This window comes from Streptomyces sp. NPDC001709 (assembly GCF_053596375.1).
Genome location: NZ_JBSFGB010000012.1, coordinates 190,130 through 206,954, shown reverse-complemented (window position 1 = coordinate 206,954; position 16,825 = coordinate 190,130). Strand labels below are relative to the sequence as shown.

14 protein-coding genes are annotated in these 16,825 nt (G+C 66.5%); 4 read left to right on the top strand and 10 right to left on the bottom strand.

Annotated elements, in window-relative coordinates:
• Positions 1–179: 179 nt before the first annotated feature.
• Positions 180–1,397, top strand: a complete 1,218-nt coding sequence (locus ACWC0C_RS19785) for an IS110 family transposase (protein ID WP_450865067.1) — start codon at positions 180–182, stop codon at positions 1,395–1,397.
• Positions 1,398–1,562: 165 nt separating this feature from the next.
• On the opposite strand, the gene ACWC0C_RS19780 is transcribed toward ACWC0C_RS19785, so the two are convergent.
• From ACWC0C_RS19780 to ACWC0C_RS19740, 9 genes are all read right to left on the bottom strand, one after another.
• Entirely contained in the window at positions 1,563–1,850 is a 288-nt protein-coding gene (locus ACWC0C_RS19780; RefSeq protein WP_450865066.1) for a hypothetical protein, read from the bottom strand.
• Positions 1,851–1,970: 120 nt separating this feature from the next.
• Entirely contained in the window at positions 1,971–2,222 is a 252-nt protein-coding gene (locus ACWC0C_RS19775; protein ID WP_450865065.1) for a hypothetical protein, read from the bottom strand.
• Positions 2,223–2,788: 566 nt separating this feature from the next.
• Complete coding sequence (locus tag ACWC0C_RS19770; RefSeq protein ID WP_450865064.1) at positions 2,789–3,115, bottom strand: hypothetical protein; 327 nt, start codon at positions 3,113–3,115, stop codon at positions 2,789–2,791.
• A 755-nt stretch (positions 3,116–3,870) separates the two neighbouring features.
• A complete protein-coding gene (locus tag ACWC0C_RS19765) occupies positions 3,871–4,203 on the bottom strand; it encodes a hypothetical protein (RefSeq protein ID WP_450865063.1) in 333 nt (110 codons plus the stop codon).
• A 102-nt stretch (positions 4,204–4,305) separates the two neighbouring features.
• On the bottom strand, positions 4,306–4,848 hold the full coding sequence (locus ACWC0C_RS19760) for a hypothetical protein (RefSeq protein ID WP_450865062.1): 543 nt from the start codon (positions 4,846–4,848) through the stop codon (positions 4,306–4,308).
• A gap of 95 nt (positions 4,849–4,943) precedes the next feature.
• Positions 4,944–5,477, bottom strand: coding sequence for a hypothetical protein (locus ACWC0C_RS19755; protein ID WP_450865061.1), 534 nt, complete (start codon positions 5,475–5,477; stop codon positions 4,944–4,946).
• Between the two features lie 1,130 nt (positions 5,478–6,607).
• Complete coding sequence (locus tag ACWC0C_RS19750; RefSeq protein ID WP_450865060.1) at positions 6,608–6,901, bottom strand: hypothetical protein; 294 nt, start codon at positions 6,899–6,901, stop codon at positions 6,608–6,610.
• A 436-nt stretch (positions 6,902–7,337) separates the two neighbouring features.
• A complete protein-coding gene (locus ACWC0C_RS19745) occupies positions 7,338–8,795 on the bottom strand; it encodes a hypothetical protein (RefSeq protein WP_450865059.1) in 1,458 nt (485 codons plus the stop codon).
• 88 nt (positions 8,796–8,883) lie between these two features.
• Positions 8,884–9,354, bottom strand: a complete 471-nt coding sequence (locus ACWC0C_RS19740) for a hypothetical protein (RefSeq protein ID WP_450865058.1) — start codon at positions 9,352–9,354, stop codon at positions 8,884–8,886.
• Positions 9,355–9,807: 453 nt separating this feature from the next.
• Between ACWC0C_RS19740 and ACWC0C_RS19735 the strand changes: the two genes are divergently transcribed.
• The 3 genes from ACWC0C_RS19735 to ACWC0C_RS19725 all read left to right on the top strand — a co-directional run bounded on the left by ACWC0C_RS19735 (position 9,808) and on the right by ACWC0C_RS19725 (position 15,782).
• Positions 9,808–11,238, top strand: a complete 1,431-nt coding sequence (locus tag ACWC0C_RS19735; protein ID WP_450865057.1) for a lipase/acyltransferase domain-containing protein — start codon at positions 9,808–9,810, stop codon at positions 11,236–11,238.
• The gene (locus tag ACWC0C_RS19730) at positions 11,225–13,141 is read left to right on the top strand and encodes an AAA family ATPase (protein WP_450865056.1); all 1,917 of its coding nucleotides are present in this window, start codon (positions 11,225–11,227) and stop codon (positions 13,139–13,141) included. Before ACWC0C_RS19735 ends, ACWC0C_RS19730 begins: the two co-directional genes overlap by 14 nt.
• A gap of 196 nt (positions 13,142–13,337) precedes the next feature.
• A complete protein-coding gene (locus tag ACWC0C_RS19725) occupies positions 13,338–15,782 on the top strand; it encodes a hypothetical protein (RefSeq protein ID WP_450865055.1) in 2,445 nt (814 codons plus the stop codon).
• Here the strand turns inward: ACWC0C_RS19725 and ACWC0C_RS19720 are convergent.
• Positions 15,765–16,721: an IS481 family transposase gene (locus ACWC0C_RS19720; RefSeq protein ID WP_450865054.1), complete on the bottom strand. Its 957-nt coding sequence runs from the start codon at positions 16,719–16,721 to the stop codon at positions 15,765–15,767. The genes ACWC0C_RS19725 and ACWC0C_RS19720 overlap by 18 nt on opposite strands.
• Between the last annotated feature and the right edge of the window lie 104 nt (positions 16,722–16,825).

Below are 16,825 nucleotides of genomic sequence, written 5' to 3'. Positions count from 1 at the left end.
CTGGTCATTCGTAAGATCGGAGGGCCCAGGGGTTCTGGGTATGGCTGGCATGGTGGAGACCGTTCGATGGCTCAAGGAACTTGGCCGCCCGGAGCCCCGCGACGACTCGACCGCCAATTGGGAGATGCGACTCCGATCGCTGCTGTAGGACAACGTCGGCGAGGTCGTCTGTGGGATCGATGTACGACGAGCTGGCGGAGGGGAACGTGCCCGAGATCTGGGCCGGAGTGGACATCGGCAAGACGCATCACCATGCGGTGGTGATCAACGCGGAGGGCAAGCGTCTGCTGTCCCGCCGGGTCCAGAACGACGAGACCGAGCTCCTCGCTCTGATCGGCGACGTCCTGGAGATATCGCGGGATGTGCTGTGGGCGGTGGACCTCAACCATGGTGGTGCCGCGCTGCTGATCGGCCTGCTGACCAGCCACGGTCAGCCGGTCGCCTACCTCACCGGCCTGGCGGTCCACCGTGCTTCTATCACCTACCGCGGCGAGGGCAAGACGGACGCGAAGGACGCCTTCGTCATCGCCGACCAGGCTCGCGTTCGCCGTGACCTCGGCCTGCTGAGGCCCGGCGACGAGATCGCCGTCGACCTGCGCACCCTGACTACCCGTCGTCTGGACGTAGTCTTCGACCGCACCCGCCAGATCAACCGCCTGCGTGCCCAACTCCTGGAGATATTCCCTGCGTTGGAGCGGTCCTTGGAGCTGACGAACCACGGTCCGGTGGTGCTGCTGACCGGCTTCCAGACCCCGGCGGCGATCCGTCGTGCGGGCGTGACCCGGATCGAGACGTGGCTGAAGAACCGCAAGGTCCGAGGTGCCGCTGCATTGGCGAAGACGGCGGTGGAGGCCGCCCAGTCTCAGCACACCGCGCTCCCTGGCGAGAAGCTGGCCGCTGCCATGGTGGTCCGCCTCGCGAAGGGGGTGATGGACCTCGATGAGGAGATCGCCGAGCTCGACGCCCTGATCGAGGCTCGGTTTCGCGAGCATCCGCACGCCGAGGTGATCCGGAGCCTGCCCGGCATGGGGACCAAGCTCGCCGCAGAGTTCATCGCCGCGACCGGCGGCGACATGGACGCCTTCGCCAGTTCCGACCGCCTGGCCGGCTTCGCCGGCCTGGCCCCCAGGCCCCGTGACTCCGGCCGCGTCAGCGGCAACATGCGCAGACCCCGGCGCTATCACCGCGGGCTGCTGAGAACTATGTACCTGTCCGCGATGGTCAGCCTTCGGTGCTGCCCCGCATCCAAGGCGTACTACGACCGGAAGCGGAACGAGGGCAAGGGGCACAAGCAGGCGCTGCTGGCCCTCGCGCGCCGACGCCTCAACGTTCTGTGGGCGATGATCCGTGACGGAGAGTGCTTTCATGCTTCACCTCCCGTCACGGGAGCAGCTTGACAACACGATTGGGAAGTTCCTTCGCTCTGGGCGTTGGCGGGGTGCTCATCCGCCAGTGGGCCCGGGGCGCCCGATAGTGGGCGCCCCGGAAGTCTGTGGGTTCAGGCGGTCAGCATGAGAGTTGCCTGTGATCCGGGCAGGAGTTCAGCTGCTGGCGGACGTCATTCACGAGGAGCGGCTGACTTTGCCTGACGGCTGGGTGCTTTGGTGGCTGACAGTACTGTCCTGGGGTCGTTCACAGCTCGCAACTGTGATCAGGAACCACAGGCATGCGGCGATCAGCTCGGGCGCAGTGTTTCGTCCGAACGCCAGGCCGGCGAGGCCAGTCAGGGTGAAGCCTGCCGACATGGCCAGCAGCCAGCGGTGGGCAGGTTTGGGGCCCCAGACCGCAAAGATCACGAGGGACAGGCCGAGAAGTATGCCGGTCAGTAGAAGCATCTGGACGGAGGTCATTGCGCCCTGTTCTTGGGTGGGGTGGTGGCGTGGCGGGAATAGGGAAGGCGCGAGGGCAATGGACGCGGCCTGCCATGAGCAGGCCCACAGGACGTGCCAAGCGCCCGCAAGGTGCGTCGGTTAGGCCGCATGGTGCGCGACGACGTTGGGGCAGGAGTCTCCGTCAACGACGCCACTTCCATGGCAGTTGACGCACTCCCGGGACAGCTGGAGCTGGTGCAAGGTGCAGAGGCTTGCGAGCGCCGCGGCATAGCCGGAGGCGGACCGGTCGTAGCGCTTCTCAACCGCATCGGCGAGTAGGCCAGCTGTTTCGAGGGCCAGCGTGTAGCTCTCGGCAGCGGTCTTGGGCTGGGCAAGTCCCTTGGTGGTCATGGCGTCTCCTCATGGAATGACTGGGATAGCTGAGCGGATCGCTCACGACCTGCAATCTATTTAGCTAGGTATTTTCATTCAATGGTTTGGGGTGGCAGTTCTCGTGACTGCCGCAGAGGCTCGCCACCGGTCCGACAGGCCACCCAAAGGCTGTGGCTCCGCAGGCGCTTAGATGCAGTAGCCGCCTCACCCCGGGCCCCTTTTGCTGATCCGCCTCAGCGCGGCGTGACGGGCTGACGGAGTCGAACTTCACTGTTCCCTATCCATCACGGTCGCAGGACCGTTCGCGTCCCCTCGAACGTGAGCCGGTGGGCGGAGAGCGTCCAAAGACCCAGATTCCAGGCTCGCTGCGGCCAGTGGTGGCGTGGTGAAGGTTCCAGTCGGGAAACGATGCGACGACGGTGAGATCGGAGCCGGCTCCGCCCATCGCGTGCTCGAAGTGAACGCTTGCCGGGACGCGTGGGTGATCGCGGTGGCGAACCGCGACGGCGCATCAGGCCTGGCCGTATGGATCCGCTCGGGTGGGTGTTGCTCATCCCTCCCGCTTGGTGCCGCCGGTGCGCCGCTCAGGCCGGTGCGGCCATAGCAGTGTCCAAGCCATAGGGGTCGAGGATTGCATCCCAGTCGATGGCATCAGCTCCGTTGGCCAGTTGGCCGAGGGCATCGAGTGCGGCGGCGCGTGTCAGGTCAGGCGAGAAGAGCTGGGCTGCATCGAGTGCATCGAGGCTCAGCGCGTGGCCGGCATGCTGCGGCACGGCATGGGCGTGCTCGTTATCGGCCTGGCCGTTGAGGGCGCGGGCCTCGCGGAGTGTTACGAGGGCCAGGTCCTCAGTCGTGGTGAGGTCGTCGTGCAGGTGGGCGTGGACGCGTCGTGCGAGCGTGGTGTTCGGCATTGGTGGTCTCCTGTAGGCGTCGGGTGATCCGGGTAGCAATTCGTGCGGGTTGGGGCCAGTCAGCGCTACGGCTCACGGCCCGGGCCTCACGGGGCTTCCGGGGGTGGGGGTCGGAGGTATGTGTGGCTGGATGGGCGGTCTCGGTGGTGGAGAGGTGCTAGATCGTTGAGGTGGCGGCAGTGGTGGGGGCGGAGGAAGGGACGTGCGGAAGTACTCGGTCCGATTACGTGAGGCCTGCGCGGAATCTCGTGCAAGCGCTGCTAGTTGTGCCGCTGCGGGCGTCAGCGCGGGAGGGGCCGGCCGAGTGTCAGGTGCGCGTTCCTGGGGCTGAATCGCTTGCTCGGCCTTCACGGCGGGAAGAGTGAGTCGTGCAGCTGCGCGTTCGTATGCCTCGGCCTGCCGGCGGGGGCCGACGGCCAGGACTTGAAGTCGCGGCCGACGGTCGGTGTCGTGCGGGGTGTCAGTTGGAGGAAGGAAGCGGTACACGATGCGGTACCGGGGAGCCTGTTGGTTGAGACGACGACCGATGTCGTGTTCCTGGAGGTCGAAGTACAGCTTCCAGCAGTTGCCAAGTTCGGCTGGCCAGGAGCGTAGCTTCTTTAGCCGTCTTCCTCGGATTTCCTCGGCGGCGAGCTGTCCGATGCGGATGAGCGCAATTCTCTGCAGTTGAATGTCGCCGAGGGCCGCGATGTCAGCGCCCACCTGCGGGAGGTGGTGGCTTCGGTAGCGGTCTGCTCGCATCGTCCTGGCCTCCGTCAGCCGGGCTGGTCCTCGTCGGCGGGGCCGAGACCCTGCAGCAGTTCTGCTGCATTCTCCGGGTCGTGGGCCGCCACAAGCCGCGTGAGTTCCTCTAGGCTGACGCCCTCTTCCTCGGCCTCGGCGGCTCGCTTGCCAGCAAGGTCGACAATGTCGGCGTTGTCGACGCGTTCAGCTCGGAGAAGCGCCACGAGCATCGGCAGGGGCATGAGCACTGCAACGGGCTCGCCGTCTTCGGCAGTAACGATCTCGGGTTGGGCCCGGTCAGGGTTCGCGACGAACCCATCTACAACAGCTCGCAGATTTCCTTGCAGCCATTCAATGCTTGTCACTTCGGCTCCTTCAACATCACTCAGGGTACTGACGCTCCCGATGTTCGCGAGGGTTGCGGGGCGGTTGATGATACGGGGATCTTGGCGCCTCTGGCGGTGCGCTCAGAATGGGACGAACTCCGAGCAGTTCACGCCGAGGAGCCTGTGCTCGCGGTGCAGGTGGGCTTCGCAGGCGGCGCACCTACCGTCGGGCAGACTGTCGGGCGCACCACAGGATGTGGAGTCACACACTGCGCAAGGCAGGTTTGTCGAGGCGAGCGGCGACATCCTGATCAGCAGACGGCCTGCGATCATCTCGGCGCCGAGCTCGACCAGGCCGGCGATGGCGGTGTCGAGCAAGGGGGCGTGCTCCGTGTCTAGGTTCACCGACCGAGCGCCTCCTCCATCGTAGTGGAGCACGAACTGTCCGGTCCGGTCGGGCTGGACCAGTGCACGCGCCAGGCCGGTCTGCGGGGGGGTGGGCGGCTGAAGGAGATCCCGTAGTGCGCTCGCGGCAGCTGCCTGTCGGCGCGCGACGAGTAGCTCCGTGACGCGTGCCCTGATGATGGTGAGTTCGGCGTCGGTTCGGTCCCCCAGACGACGCAGATCAGCTACTTCGGGTGGGCTGGAGGTGGCGCCAGGCGGCGGATTGGACAGGTCCATCATTGGTTCCTCTGGTCGGGCCCGGGCGCCGCGGTCGCGCCGCCGGGGCTCTGTGTTTGGGGTGCTGAATTCGCGGTGAGTTGACGTTGTGGGTTGGGTCAGATGTGGAAACGGCGTGTGGTCTGGGCCTGTGCTTCTTGGCTGATGAGGGCCTCCCACTGGCCTCCGGTGATAGCAGCCAGGTCGACGGGCTCACCCGCGGCGGACCGTTGGAGCAGGCCTTCGACGGTGGCCACAGAAAGCCACACCCGGCCGTCGTCGTCACAGTCCAGGGCAACGTGAGGCTCTGGGAATAGCCCGAGCGACGGATGGTGCAGATTGAGCTGCCCCATGACCTGTGTTCCGTCGGCGTAGCCGATGCCGCTCCAGAAGCGCCAGGACGCCCCAGGCGCGCACTCCATCAGGGCGCTGACCGTGATCGTGTGGGCGAACTCGCGTGTGTCCGACGCCTCGTCGGTCCCAACGGGAAATTCGTCGCAGGTGTACAGAGAGTCGTCGCTGAGCTGTGTAGGCATGGAGGGGGCCGGCACCTCGCGGAATCCGCGACCGGTCAGCAATGCATGCAGTTGGGGCTGTTCATCGGCCGGGCAGGTCGCCAGGTGCAGGTAAGCGCGGCGGCGTTCATTTCCCATGGGGTCATCCCTTGGCGTGAGGTTGGCGATGCGGCGGCCCGCGCAGCAGGGCTGGGTCGCACGGGGTGAGGTGGGGGTGAGGTGAACGTAGGGAGGTGGCTGGGCGCATTCAAGAGTTGGGTGGGGAATTCCTGTGACCCTGCGCTCGGTGCCGGCCAACAGCTGTGTGGTCCAGGACCTCGCTGCACGAGGCATGGGCGGGCCTGGCGAGTTCCTGCAGGCCGGGTCTAGCCCGGGCGTCACGGCTCTCCGCTCAGTCAGCAGAGGAAGTCGGGGGCGATTCAACGTGGCTCGTTCGATCTCTCTTGTGATCCGTCCTTCGGCGGGCCAGCAACCTTGAAGGACTTCCCGTACAGCGGGACTTAGGCGATGACCCTTCCCGCCTCACAGGAGCCTCTCAGTTGCCCTGTTTCAAGCGCTTGCTGGGCTGCGTCCGTTTGGGAAGCGTCGACTACCGCGCTCTCCGACCTCAGGTCCAGGGCCGCACACGCCCCGCCCGTCGTAGTCCGAGGCAAGGAGTTGACGTGAGCAGACCTGACCATCGCCGAAGTGCCAGTGATCGGCCGGCCGACGTCAGCTATGCGCATCTGCTTCGCACGCCCTACGCGGCACGTTTGTTGTTCTCCACCCTGGTGGGGCGTCTACCCAACGCTATGGCCCCGGTTAGCCTGCTCCTCGAGGCGCATGACGAGCACGGATCCCTCGGCTTCGGTGGCGCGCTTTCGGCTGTGTACTTGATGGCGTTCGCCGTTGGGCAACCAGCTCTCGGACGCATCGCGGATCGGCGAGGTCCGGCCCTCCCGATCGTGGCCGGCGCGGTCACCGCCTCCAGCGCACTCGGGGTGCTGGCCGTTGTGGGCACGCGAAGCACTGGCCTTAGTGTGCTACTGGCGGCCGTGGCCGGACTCTCGAACCCGCCCCTGGAGTCGGGGCTGCGCACACTGTGGCCGAGGATCCTGCCCACTCGGTCTGGGTATCTCCGCGCCGCGTACGCTCTGGACAACGGCTCCCAAGAGGCTGTCTACGTGGTAGGCCCACTGGTGGCCGCGCTGTTGGCCGCTCTTGCCTCTGGGGCGGCGCTTGCTGCGACTGCGGCGGTCGGGGTTGTCGGAGGTCTGTCCCTGGGACTGTCACGGCCTGCTCGTGAGCTGCGGCCCCTCGCCGTGGCGGAACGCCATTGGCTCGGTCCACTGCGCAGCCGGGAGGTGCTCGTGCTGCTTGGTGCTCTCGTATGTGCTGGAGGGGCAGTCGGCGCGGTGCGGGTCTGCGCGGCTGCTCAAGGCGAGTCCGTGGGTGTGGCCTGGTTCGCCGGTGCCCTGCCAGCGTTCATGTCCTTCGGTGGCCTTGTCGGAGGGCTCGTCTATGGTGCGCGGGGCTGGCCTGGCGGCCCGTTGACCCATCTCGTGGTGCTGGCCGTCGGTCACGTGGCGGCATGGGTGCCAATGATGTGGGGCCTGGGCGCAGCCCCATCCGCGGCTCTCGTCATCCTTCCGGGGGTGTGCTTCTCGACTCTGGTGTGCGCAGCCTGCCTAGTCATCAACACAGTGGCGCCGACCGGAACGGCCACTGAGGCCTTCGGCTGGCTGATAGCTGCGGTCAACTTGGGAATCGCAGCAGGATCGGCCGTAGCTGGTTGGACTGACGGCAACTACGGCGTTGCGCTCGGGGCCTCCGGCGCCGCCGCGCTGGTTGTGCTTTGCTCTCGCGGCTGGCTTCGCGTCCGGGCCGCCGATGAAACAGCGGCGGCCCGGACGGCGCCATCTACTACTCCGGCCAGGAGGGCCGACGCGGTCGCGTCAGCCTGATGGCCGCGGCCCCAGGGGCCAGTCGCAAGACCGGCCCCTCCCCCGGCCTGTCCTGTCACGCAGCCAGGTCGAGCCGAACAATCGGCACTGGGCCATTGAGCCGCTCGCTTGCGACGGGAGTGTAGTCGCGCAGCGGCGGATACCAGGTGCCCGAGCGGCCTGTGGTCTTCAGCCACTTCTCCTTGAAGCCAGGCCGTTCTTTGTCGGCGATACCGACAGGGGCCGCCACGAGATATGCCTCGGCACACGGATAGCCGCTGTCCCGACGGAGGTAGTGGGCGCGCTCGACGCCAGAGGTCGCTCCCCGGTCCAGTTGAGCTCCCCTTCGGGCCGCGAACTTCCGCACCAAGGCTTCCGCGTCTGAGCGCGGCCCCTCGAAGAGGGTCCGCACCGACCGCCAGGCGACCCCCTTCTTCGCCTCTCCTCGGCACTGAACGGGGCCCTCGCACCACGGCGGGTCGAACCGCGTGATGGGAGCGCCCTGCTCGTCATGCCCGACGACGTGCTCAAGTGGAGGGTGCTCCCGTCGGCAGGCCTCGGTGCGGGGCTCGTGGCACCACCACCGCGGGGTGCCGCACTTCTTCCCATGGTGCTGGCGGCAGTCGTCTGTGCGTGCGGCGTCGTAGATCCGGCGCACCTCGTAGACGGCGTGTGGCGCTGTCTCGAGGGATCGGCGGTAGGTCTCGATGATGGCTTCGTTGGCGGGATCCTCCAGCAGTCGGCTGAGGAGCGTGGCGGTCGCGTACAGCGAAGAGTTTTCGTTGAGCGCGAGCGAAGCCTGTTCCATTCGCAGCACATAGGCAGCGTGTTCCGGGTATTGCCGCAGTCGGGCTTCGTGCCGGTCCCGGGACGCGGCCACACCCGAGAATGGGCACATCCAGCAATATGATTTATTTACGACGATCCCTGCGTTCTGAAGCACATACTGCTCTACTTCCGCGCGTCCCATCTTGTCATCGATGAGTGGGTAGTACGGGGTACAGACGATCCTTCCTGCGGCCTGGTTCACTTGATCCTGAATCTGACTGTCCTTGAGCATTCGGGAGATCTCGTCGTTGTTGTACCCGATGGCACGCCTGCATTCGTCTCCCTCAAGCACGTGGTCGAGAATGTTATCCAGCACCCAGCCTTTCGAGCGTATCGAGCAGGTCCGGCGGCCGTTGGCGACTTGGGGAACGGTCCCAGCGCGCATGAGCCAGTCCGACAGACGCCATGGTCCCTGCTGAAATATCTTGCGGGGCTGCCGGGTGTCTGCGAGAACGGCGATTCCATCCGCGTCAGAAGAGCTCATTCGACTCACCTGCACCATACGGACATTGGCCTCCCGGAGGCGGGGCAGCAGGTACTTTTCCGCAGTAGTAAGGGTGTCCGGGAATTCGTTACCCGTGACCGCGTGGACCAGCACAAGGTCGGACAGGTCGGGCTTCAGGCCGTATTTTTCCGGGTTATCTAGGAACTTGAGCGTGATTGCCCAGCTGTCAGCTCCGAGTCCGGTCGTCTGAACCGTCTTCACCAGCTACTTCCTCTCTAATATCTCGCCAGCTCTTACGGTTCGAACGGTATTCATTGAGGCGTCGTCATTCAATGAATTCAGGAAATATTCAAAGCGCTACAGGAAAGGTGCGGCACCTGCTCTTTAGGCACCGCGCTCGACCCTCATTCTCTTTTTCTCGCTGCTCTGATCTAAGTAGAACCGCAGGCGAAAAGCCTTTTGAGGTTGCAGCCACGTATGGCACGTGTGCCCCCGACATCGTTTCATCGGTCTGAGTGCTTACGTCTTCTTCCTTGTCGCCATTCGAGGACCGACTGAGGATGTTGCGATAGGGAGAGACGTTGACTTCCTTGATGCCGCGCGCCTCGCTCAGGAACTGATCGACGCTCGACGGAACCAAGGCCGACGTCGCCCGGATCATCGGCCGTGAAGCAGCCTGGTCTCCCAGTTCTGGTCCAAAGGCAAAGGCGCCGGCTACATCGATGGCATGCGCCAGTCCCTGGACGCCGTCCGAGTCGGCGGGGTCACCGACATCGACACCCTGGCGGAGATCGCCGGCCGCAACATCACCCGCCGCCACACCAAGCGAGGCAACCGCTCCCGCGTCCGCAAAGGCGCCGGCATCAGCACCACCGCCGGCTCAGGCAGATGGCCTTCACCGTGCGGAACGCGAATTCGGCGGCTTCGAAGCCGCCGGTTTGCCTGGATCCATTGGCTTCCGGTGCAGATTTCGAGTTCGACGATGGGGCCGGCGCGACGGTGACCCTCCCCGTCCGGGGTGCCTGCCGCCATGCGGCGGCCGACCGTCACTGGCAGCGCCGCTATCGATGGTCAGCGTCTCGGTGTGAGTCGTGACCGCAGGGGCGGGGAGCCCCGTGACCCTGATCTGCAGATAGCGAGGGGTTACATGACCGCCGCCAGCAGCAGCCACGACAGGACTGCGCGATCACGTTGAGTATGGCCATTCCGCGACCTGATCATGGTCCTGTCGGGGTCATCTGCAGCGCGCTGCAAGCGGACCTACCCTGTCAGTGTGGCCAAGAAGTCGCTCCGCGACCTGATCGTGGTCCTGCCGGGAATCACCGGCAGTGTGCTGCGCGCGGACGGCCGCGACGTGTGGGCACTCAGCATGCAGGCACTTTGGTCCTGGGGCGCCACCGGCGGCGAATCGCTCCAGCGGCTCCGCTTGCGCGATGGTGATCCCGGCGAGGTGGTGGCCCAGCGGTTGATGCCTACCGCCCACCTGATCCCCGGACTCGTTAAAATCGACGGATACTCGATCCTGGTGCGGCTCGTCCGGGAGACCTTCGAGATTGTCCCCGGCGCAAACTTCATCGAGTTCCCATACGACTGGCGACTCGACAACCGCGTGGCTGCCCGGAAGCTCGCGCAGACCGTAGAGCGAGCGCTGCATGAGTGGCGGCGACGCACGGACAACCCTGCCGCCAAGGTCGTCTTCCTAGCCCACAGCATGGGAGGTCTCGTCGCGCGCTACTACCTCGAGGCGCTGGAGGGCTGGCGGAACTGCCGCGCTCTGGTCACGTTCGGCACGCCCTACCGGGGCTCCCTCAACGCACTCGACTTCCTGGCCAATGGCTACAAGAAGGCGTTCGTGAATCTCACGGACGTGATGCGCTCGTTCCCGGCGGTCCACCAACTCTTGCCGATCTACCGCGCGCTCCGGGTTGGCGACGAGTACGTGCGGGTGGCGGAAGCGGGTGGCCTGCCCGGGATCGATCCGCTACTGGCCGCTGACGCGCTGGCCTTCCACCGCGAGATCGAGACCAAGGTGACCGAGCACCGTGATGACGACGAATATCGTCACGAGGGGTACACGATCGTTCCGATCATCGGCACCCGCCAGCCGACGAACCAGTCTGGAGTTCTCACCGACGGCCGGGTGACCGTCGGCCGGGACCTGCCCACCTGGATCGACGCACAGCTCGCCGACGGCGATGGCACCGTTCCGCGGGCGTCGGCCATACCCATCGAGCTGACCGATGCCTACCGTGACACATTCGTGCCGGAGCGCCACGGCTCGCTGCAGTGCAACGCCGCCATTCTGGCCGACGTGCGCGGGCGCCTGGAGCAGTCGCAGGTACGTGGCCTCGGGACGATTCGAGGGCCGAAAGAGAGCCCGACCGCAGCCGACCGGCCCGCCATCGCGCTGGATGTCGAGGATCTGTACCTGCCCACCGAGCCGGTAACAATCCGCACGGAGTTGATCAACACTACGCCAGCCCTGCCGCTGCGCGCCCGCGTGGAACCCCTCGAGCCGCCGACCGCGTCGGCGCCACGAATCGTTGAGATGGCACCCCGTCCCGGATGCGCCAAGCTGGAACTGGCCGGGCTATCGCCGGGCCTGTACCGGGTGACGGTCGAAGCAACCCAAGCCGGCCCGGCGGCCCCTGGTCCCGTCCACGACATCTTCGCCGTCGCTGGACCGGGCGATGAACCCGGATAACGGCGCACCAGCCTGGCCTGCCTGGCCGCGCGCCGACGAGCGCGGGCTCGTCCGTTTCGTCACGCCCCGCGCGAGCCGCTGGCAGCCACTCCAAGTCAGCCGCTTCGACCTGTCCGACCAGCGGGACCGGTGCCGGGCTGTCGCGGCGGCCATCTACGACGCCCTCCGCAGCCGGGACATCCGGTACGCACTCGAGGAATACCACCCGTCGGACGCCATACAAACGATCCGGACGCCCGCCGAGGTGCTCGTCGCGCCCCGTGAGGGCACCTGCCTAGACCTCACCGCCCTGTTCTGCGGGCTGTGCCTGGCCTATGAGGTGCTCCCCGTCCTGGTGGTCCTCGACGGGCATGCCTTCACACTGATATGCACCACGCACGGCCTGCGCGAATGGAATGGGTACGACCGTCCCGGCCGGGAATTGTTCGCCGCGGGACCGGTCACCGACGCGACGCGACTCACGGGACTGGTCGACAGCGGCGCCTACCTGCCTGTCGAGTGCACCGGGGTCGCCCGCAGCGACCTGCTCGGTCAGTACCCCGAACTTCCGGAGGCGCGCCACCGCACCGACGGTCTGCTGCCCTTCCACCAGGCGGTGGCAGCCGGCCGTGAACAACTCAGCCGGTCCGACCGCCCGCTGCGGTTCGCGATCGACGTCGCGACGGCGCACTACGCATGGAGGATCGAACCCCATCCGCTCGAGGCGCTGCCGGGCGCGTACGCCACCGACATCTTCCGTCTGCTCGCACAGGCGCCCGCCGCCCTCGCAGACGGACTGAAGGTGCTCAACAGCGAGCAGATTGTCGCCGACCGCACCCGTGACTTCGTTGGCCGCGACTTCATCTTCCAGGCGATCGACCAACTGCTGGCCAACCCAGATTTCCCGTGCGGGTACATCCTTATCCGCGGTGAGCCGGGCATAGGCAAGACATCGCTGATCAGCATGCTGGTCAAGAATCGTGGCTACGTCCACCACTTCAACGTCGCGCAGGCGAACATCAACAGCACGCGCCAGTTCCTCGCCAATGTCTGCTCGCAGTTGATCGTCCGATACCAGCTCGACCATGTCGCGCTGCCCCCTGAGGCAACGAGCGACAGCACGTTCCTCAGCCAGTTGCTAAAGGAAGCAGTGGAGAAGGCCGACAACCAGCCGGTCGTGGTGGTAGTCGACGCGCTCGACGAAGCCGAGGACGACGGGCTGACGCCTGCGGCAAACAGGCTCTATCTGCCGCCGGCCCTCCCGCCCGGCGCCTTCTTCGTGATCAGTTCGCGCGAGCAGACAAACTACAGGCTCGTCGTCAACCGGCGCGAGGATGTGTACCTGCAGGACACCAGCGAGCAGAACCTGGCGGATATCCGCACCTACATCGTCGCCCGGCTACGGGCACATCCCGACCTAGGGCCGCCGGTGAACGAGGACGAGTTCGTCGACGTTCTTACCGCGAAAAGCCAGGGCAATTTCATGTACCTGGTCTACGTGCTCGCGGACATTCGAACTGGGAAGATCACGGTCGACTCGATGGACAACGTCAACAACCTGCCGGTTGGTCTCCGGGCGTATTACGAGCAGCACTGGGCGACCATGCGCGCCCAGGACCGAGACCGCTTCGAGCGGATCCATGAGCCGGTGCTGCGGATCCTTGCAGCCATACGCGAACCGGTCGGGCTGGCGGAAATCGAACAGTGGACACAGGTGCCGCCGCCCCGAATCAGGGACGTGATCCGCGACTGGCGGCAGTTCCTCAACGAGACGCCCTCCGAGACAGGTGAACCGCTATACCGCGTCTACCACACCAGTTTCCAGGACTTCCTCGCCGTCGAGGGCATCGGTCTGCGTCCCTTCCACGAGCAGATCGCGAGGACTGCCCTGGCTAAGATTCCCGGCTTCCTCGATCATGGTTAGCTTCCCGATACGACTCTTGCCGACACTGCGGCAGCAGGGCGGGCCACCCGCGCCAGCCGCCCCTGGACGGCTGTCCGGCCTGAGCACGTACGAGCTGCACCACCTGGTGCCGCACCTCGCCGATGCCGGCCTGAACGCCGAACTCCACCGCCTACTGGCCCTACCCGACAGCGGGCAGAACGCACTTTGGCGGGCAATGGACGACCAAGACGATACGCAGGGCTTTCTTGACGCGGTCGCCTCGGCCCAACGAGTCGCGATCGCGTCAAGTACGATCCGCCTACCCGAGGCCGCCCGCTACGCCCTGTACACCGGCTCAGTGCGCAGCCTTTCCGAAGCAATGCCGGCAACCCTGCTCGTGCGGGCGGTGGCGTGTCGAGTGCTGGAAGCGCGCCAAGCACTGACCTACGCACGCCAGATCCCGTGGCCCGCACGTCGGGCCGCCACACTGGCGCTGCTGCAGCCGGAACTACCGGCGGAGTATGGGAAGGAGGCTACTCGGGAGGCCGTCGAGGCCACCCGGGCCGCTGTCGACCCCACTCAGGCCGCCGCCACCACCCGAGCCGCCAATGCCGCCGGCTACTACACGCCCGGCAATGCCTTTCCCGATCCCCGCAGCCCGCTCGTGCAGGTCGCCAACGCGCTTGCGGTGGACCACCTGGCCGACGTTGTCGCCGCCGCCCATGAGATAGACGACGAGGAGGTGGCCAGTGCGGTCATCGCCGCCGCAACGGCACGACGCCCTGATCTGCTGCCTGACGCCCTCCAATGGGCACGGGCACAACGCAATCCGGCGATGGGTGCGCTCACCCTGACTCGTCTGATCCCGCTGCTTTCGGAGACTGACCGCGGCACGGTCGTTCAGGAAGCGCTAAGTCGCGCACAGAACTACCCCCGAGCCCTGGATGAAGGACAGGTGCCCATAAGCGACGGGGACGACGGATACATGGCATATGTCGAGGCCCTTGAACAGCTGGCCGAGCACCTCTTCCCCGAGCAGCTAGACATCGCGACAGCGGCCGCGAACGCACTTCGGACGGCTGCTCACCGGGTCCGGGTGCTCACCGCGCTCGCGCGGAGCTGCCCCGAGGCTGAGCGCGCTGCGTTGGTGGACCAGGCCCTCGCGATTCTGGCCGACACCCCGCGCCCGCTGGAACGCGACCAAATTGTCGGGCCCCTCGCCAGGCTGCTGCCGGCCCGCTGGGCCCGCAAAGCTTTCCGTCAGGGCTGGTGGTGGGCAGGCGGCGAGGGGACCGCCAACCGGCTGGAGGAGTCGGCCCGGTACGCGGGCGGGAAGCTGGTAGCTCCCTACCTGGCCGCGAGCAGGCGCATTCGGTCACCAAAACACCGGGCTCCCGTGCTGGCCGCCATTGTCCCAATCGTTGAGGCCGCCGACCGGCCCCGCGTGGCGGCGCAGGCGTGGCTGTCGCTGCGCCGATGGATTCCTCAGTCGCAGGACGACACCCGCAGCTGGCGCCAGTGCATCGAGCAGATCGCTCCACACCTCAATCCGGCGGACGTGCAGGAGGCGTTGTCGGCCGCGGCAAGAATCGGCGACGCCGATCTTCGGGCCCGCGCCGTCGTCCTGCTGTGTCGCTACACACCCGGCGACCCGGACGCCCTGGCATCGATTGCGCGTATCGACAGCGAGCCGGAGCGGGCCGAGCAGTTGGCCGACCTGGTACCCGGTCTTCCTCCAGCCCAGCTCGCCCGCGCCTTCGCCCTCGCGGCACAGATAGATCCGTTCTGGCGGGCGACCCCGCTGGCGGCGTTGGCCCGCCGGGCCCCCACCGAAGACCGACCGGCCGTGCTGCGGAACACCCTCAAGGTGATGACGAAGAACAACAGGCACGACATCAAACCGTTGCTCGCCATCGCGGACATGCTTGAGGGGCCCATTCTCGACCAGGCTGTCGAAAAACTGTTCATGGGTTACGCCTGGGACTCCGTAAGGACGGCGGTTTTTGCGCTGGCCCCTAGATTGACCGCCGAGCACTGGCGGCGGATCCTCAGCTCGCGATACCTAGGCGCCGTGGCCGACGGGGTGCCAGCGAACATGGTCGCCGACACGTTGGCGGTGGCGCTGGACCGGGTCGACGACCGCAACGGTGGCGTCGAGGCGCTCTGTGTGCTGGCCCCGCGGGCCAACCCCGACCAAGTGCAGCGGATCCTGCAAGCCGCCGACACATGCCGCTTCGCCGACGACCGAGCGGCACTGTTCGCGGCGGTAGCACCCTACCTGGCCGACGACCTCGCCGTGGACGCAGTGCGTAAGGTGATCACATATGTACTGGAGGAGCAGCCGTCCGACGAGGTCCGGGCCAAGCGATTGCGGCAACTCGGCGAGGGCTGGGGCAGGCGTCCGTGCCCGATCGCGGTGCAGCGGCTGCTACTCAACGCTGTCTTCAAAATCAGCACGTCTAGCCACCGGGCGGACGCTATCCGGGGCATCTCCGGATGCCTGTCGCCCGGCCAACTGCGGGAGTGCCTCAGCCGGGCCCGAGAGGGCGGAAGTCCGCGCAACGACATGATCGCTATGGTCCCGGCTCTGCCGGGCGACGAACGCGATCGGGTGGTGGAGGAGCTCATGGCCGACTCGCCGTCCCGTTCTGAACTGCACCACCTAGCTGTATTGACCTGAAGCGTTGTTCACACGGCTGATCGGTGGGCGGCCGCCGAGTGCGGTGTGGCAGCGGTGGTGGTTGTAGGTGTGGAGGAAGTCTGCCAGGGCTTCGCTCCGCTCTTGGTTGGTGGTGTAGGGCCGCAGGTAGGCCCACTCGTCGAGCAGGGTGCGGTTGAAGCGTTCGACTTTGCCGTTGGTCTGCGGCCGGTAGATGCGGGTGAGCTTGCCGGTCGCGCCGAGGTCGGCAAGGGCCTGCCGCCAGGCGAAGCTCTTGCGGTATGGCCATGCGTTGTCGGTCAGGACCCGCTCGATGCGGGCGATGCCGCAGGTGGTGAAGAAGGCAGCGGCCCGGCGGAGGAAGGCGGCGCAGGTCGCGGCCTTCTCGTCCGGATGGATCTCGCTGTAGGCCAGGCGGCTGTGGTCGTCGACGGCGGAGTGAACGTAGTCGAAGCCCACGCTGCTTCGCCGGGCCCGGCCGGCCTGTCGGCCCAGGACTTTGTGGCCGCCGCCGTCGGGGATACGGCCGAGCTTCTTGACGTCGACGTGGACCAGTTCGCCGGGCCGGTCGCGTTCGTAGCGGCGGATGGGCTGGCCGGTGGGCCGGTCCAGGAAGGCCAGACGGTTCAGGCCGTGCCGGGTGAGGATGCGGTGCACGGTGGAGGCGGGCAGACCCAGGATCGGTCCGATACGTGCCGGGCCCAGCTTGCGGTCCTGCCGCAGCCTGCAGACATGTGCCTCGGTGGCGGCTGCCGTCCGGTGCGGTGTCCTGCGGGGGCGGCTGGAACGGTCGACGAGGCCGCTCTCGCCCTCGGAGCGCCAGCGCCGGATCCACTTGTGGGCTGTGGGACGGGAGATGCCCATCTCTGCAGCAACGTGGGCGACGGGACGGCCGGAGCGGACACGTTCGACGAGCAGCCGCCTGCCGTGAACGGTCAGCCGGGCATTACGGTGGGACACGAAGGCCTCCGTGCGGTGAAGATTCGACACCTCCACCACACACGGGGGCCTTCGCCACGATCAAGACCAGCCCGCGTTAACAACGCTCGTGATCAATACACCTA

Excerpts from the sequence above, each read along its gene's own strand:
- ACWC0C_RS19785 (WP_450865067.1), top strand. The coding sequence starts at position 180 with ATGTACGACGAGCTGGCGGAGGGGAACGTGCCCGAGATCTGGGCCGGA.
- ACWC0C_RS19780 (WP_450865066.1), bottom strand. The coding sequence starts at position 1,850 with ATGACCTCCGTCCAGATGCTTCTACTGACCGGCATACTTCTCGGCCTG.
- ACWC0C_RS19775 (WP_450865065.1), bottom strand. The coding sequence starts at position 2,222 with ATGACCACCAAGGGACTTGCCCAGCCCAAGACCGCTGCCGAGAGCTAC.
- ACWC0C_RS19770 (WP_450865064.1), bottom strand. The coding sequence starts at position 3,115 with ATGCCGAACACCACGCTCGCACGACGCGTCCACGCCCACCTGCACGAC.
- ACWC0C_RS19760 (WP_450865062.1), bottom strand. The coding sequence starts at position 4,848 with ATGATGGACCTGTCCAATCCGCCGCCTGGCGCCACCTCCAGCCCACCC.
- ACWC0C_RS19755 (WP_450865061.1), bottom strand. The coding sequence starts at position 5,477 with ATGGGAAATGAACGCCGCCGCGCTTACCTGCACCTGGCGACCTGCCCG.
- ACWC0C_RS19730 (WP_450865056.1), top strand. The coding sequence starts at position 11,225 with ATGAACCCGGATAACGGCGCACCAGCCTGGCCTGCCTGGCCGCGCGCC.
- ACWC0C_RS19725 (WP_450865055.1), top strand. The coding sequence starts at position 13,338 with ATGGACGACCAAGACGATACGCAGGGCTTTCTTGACGCGGTCGCCTCG.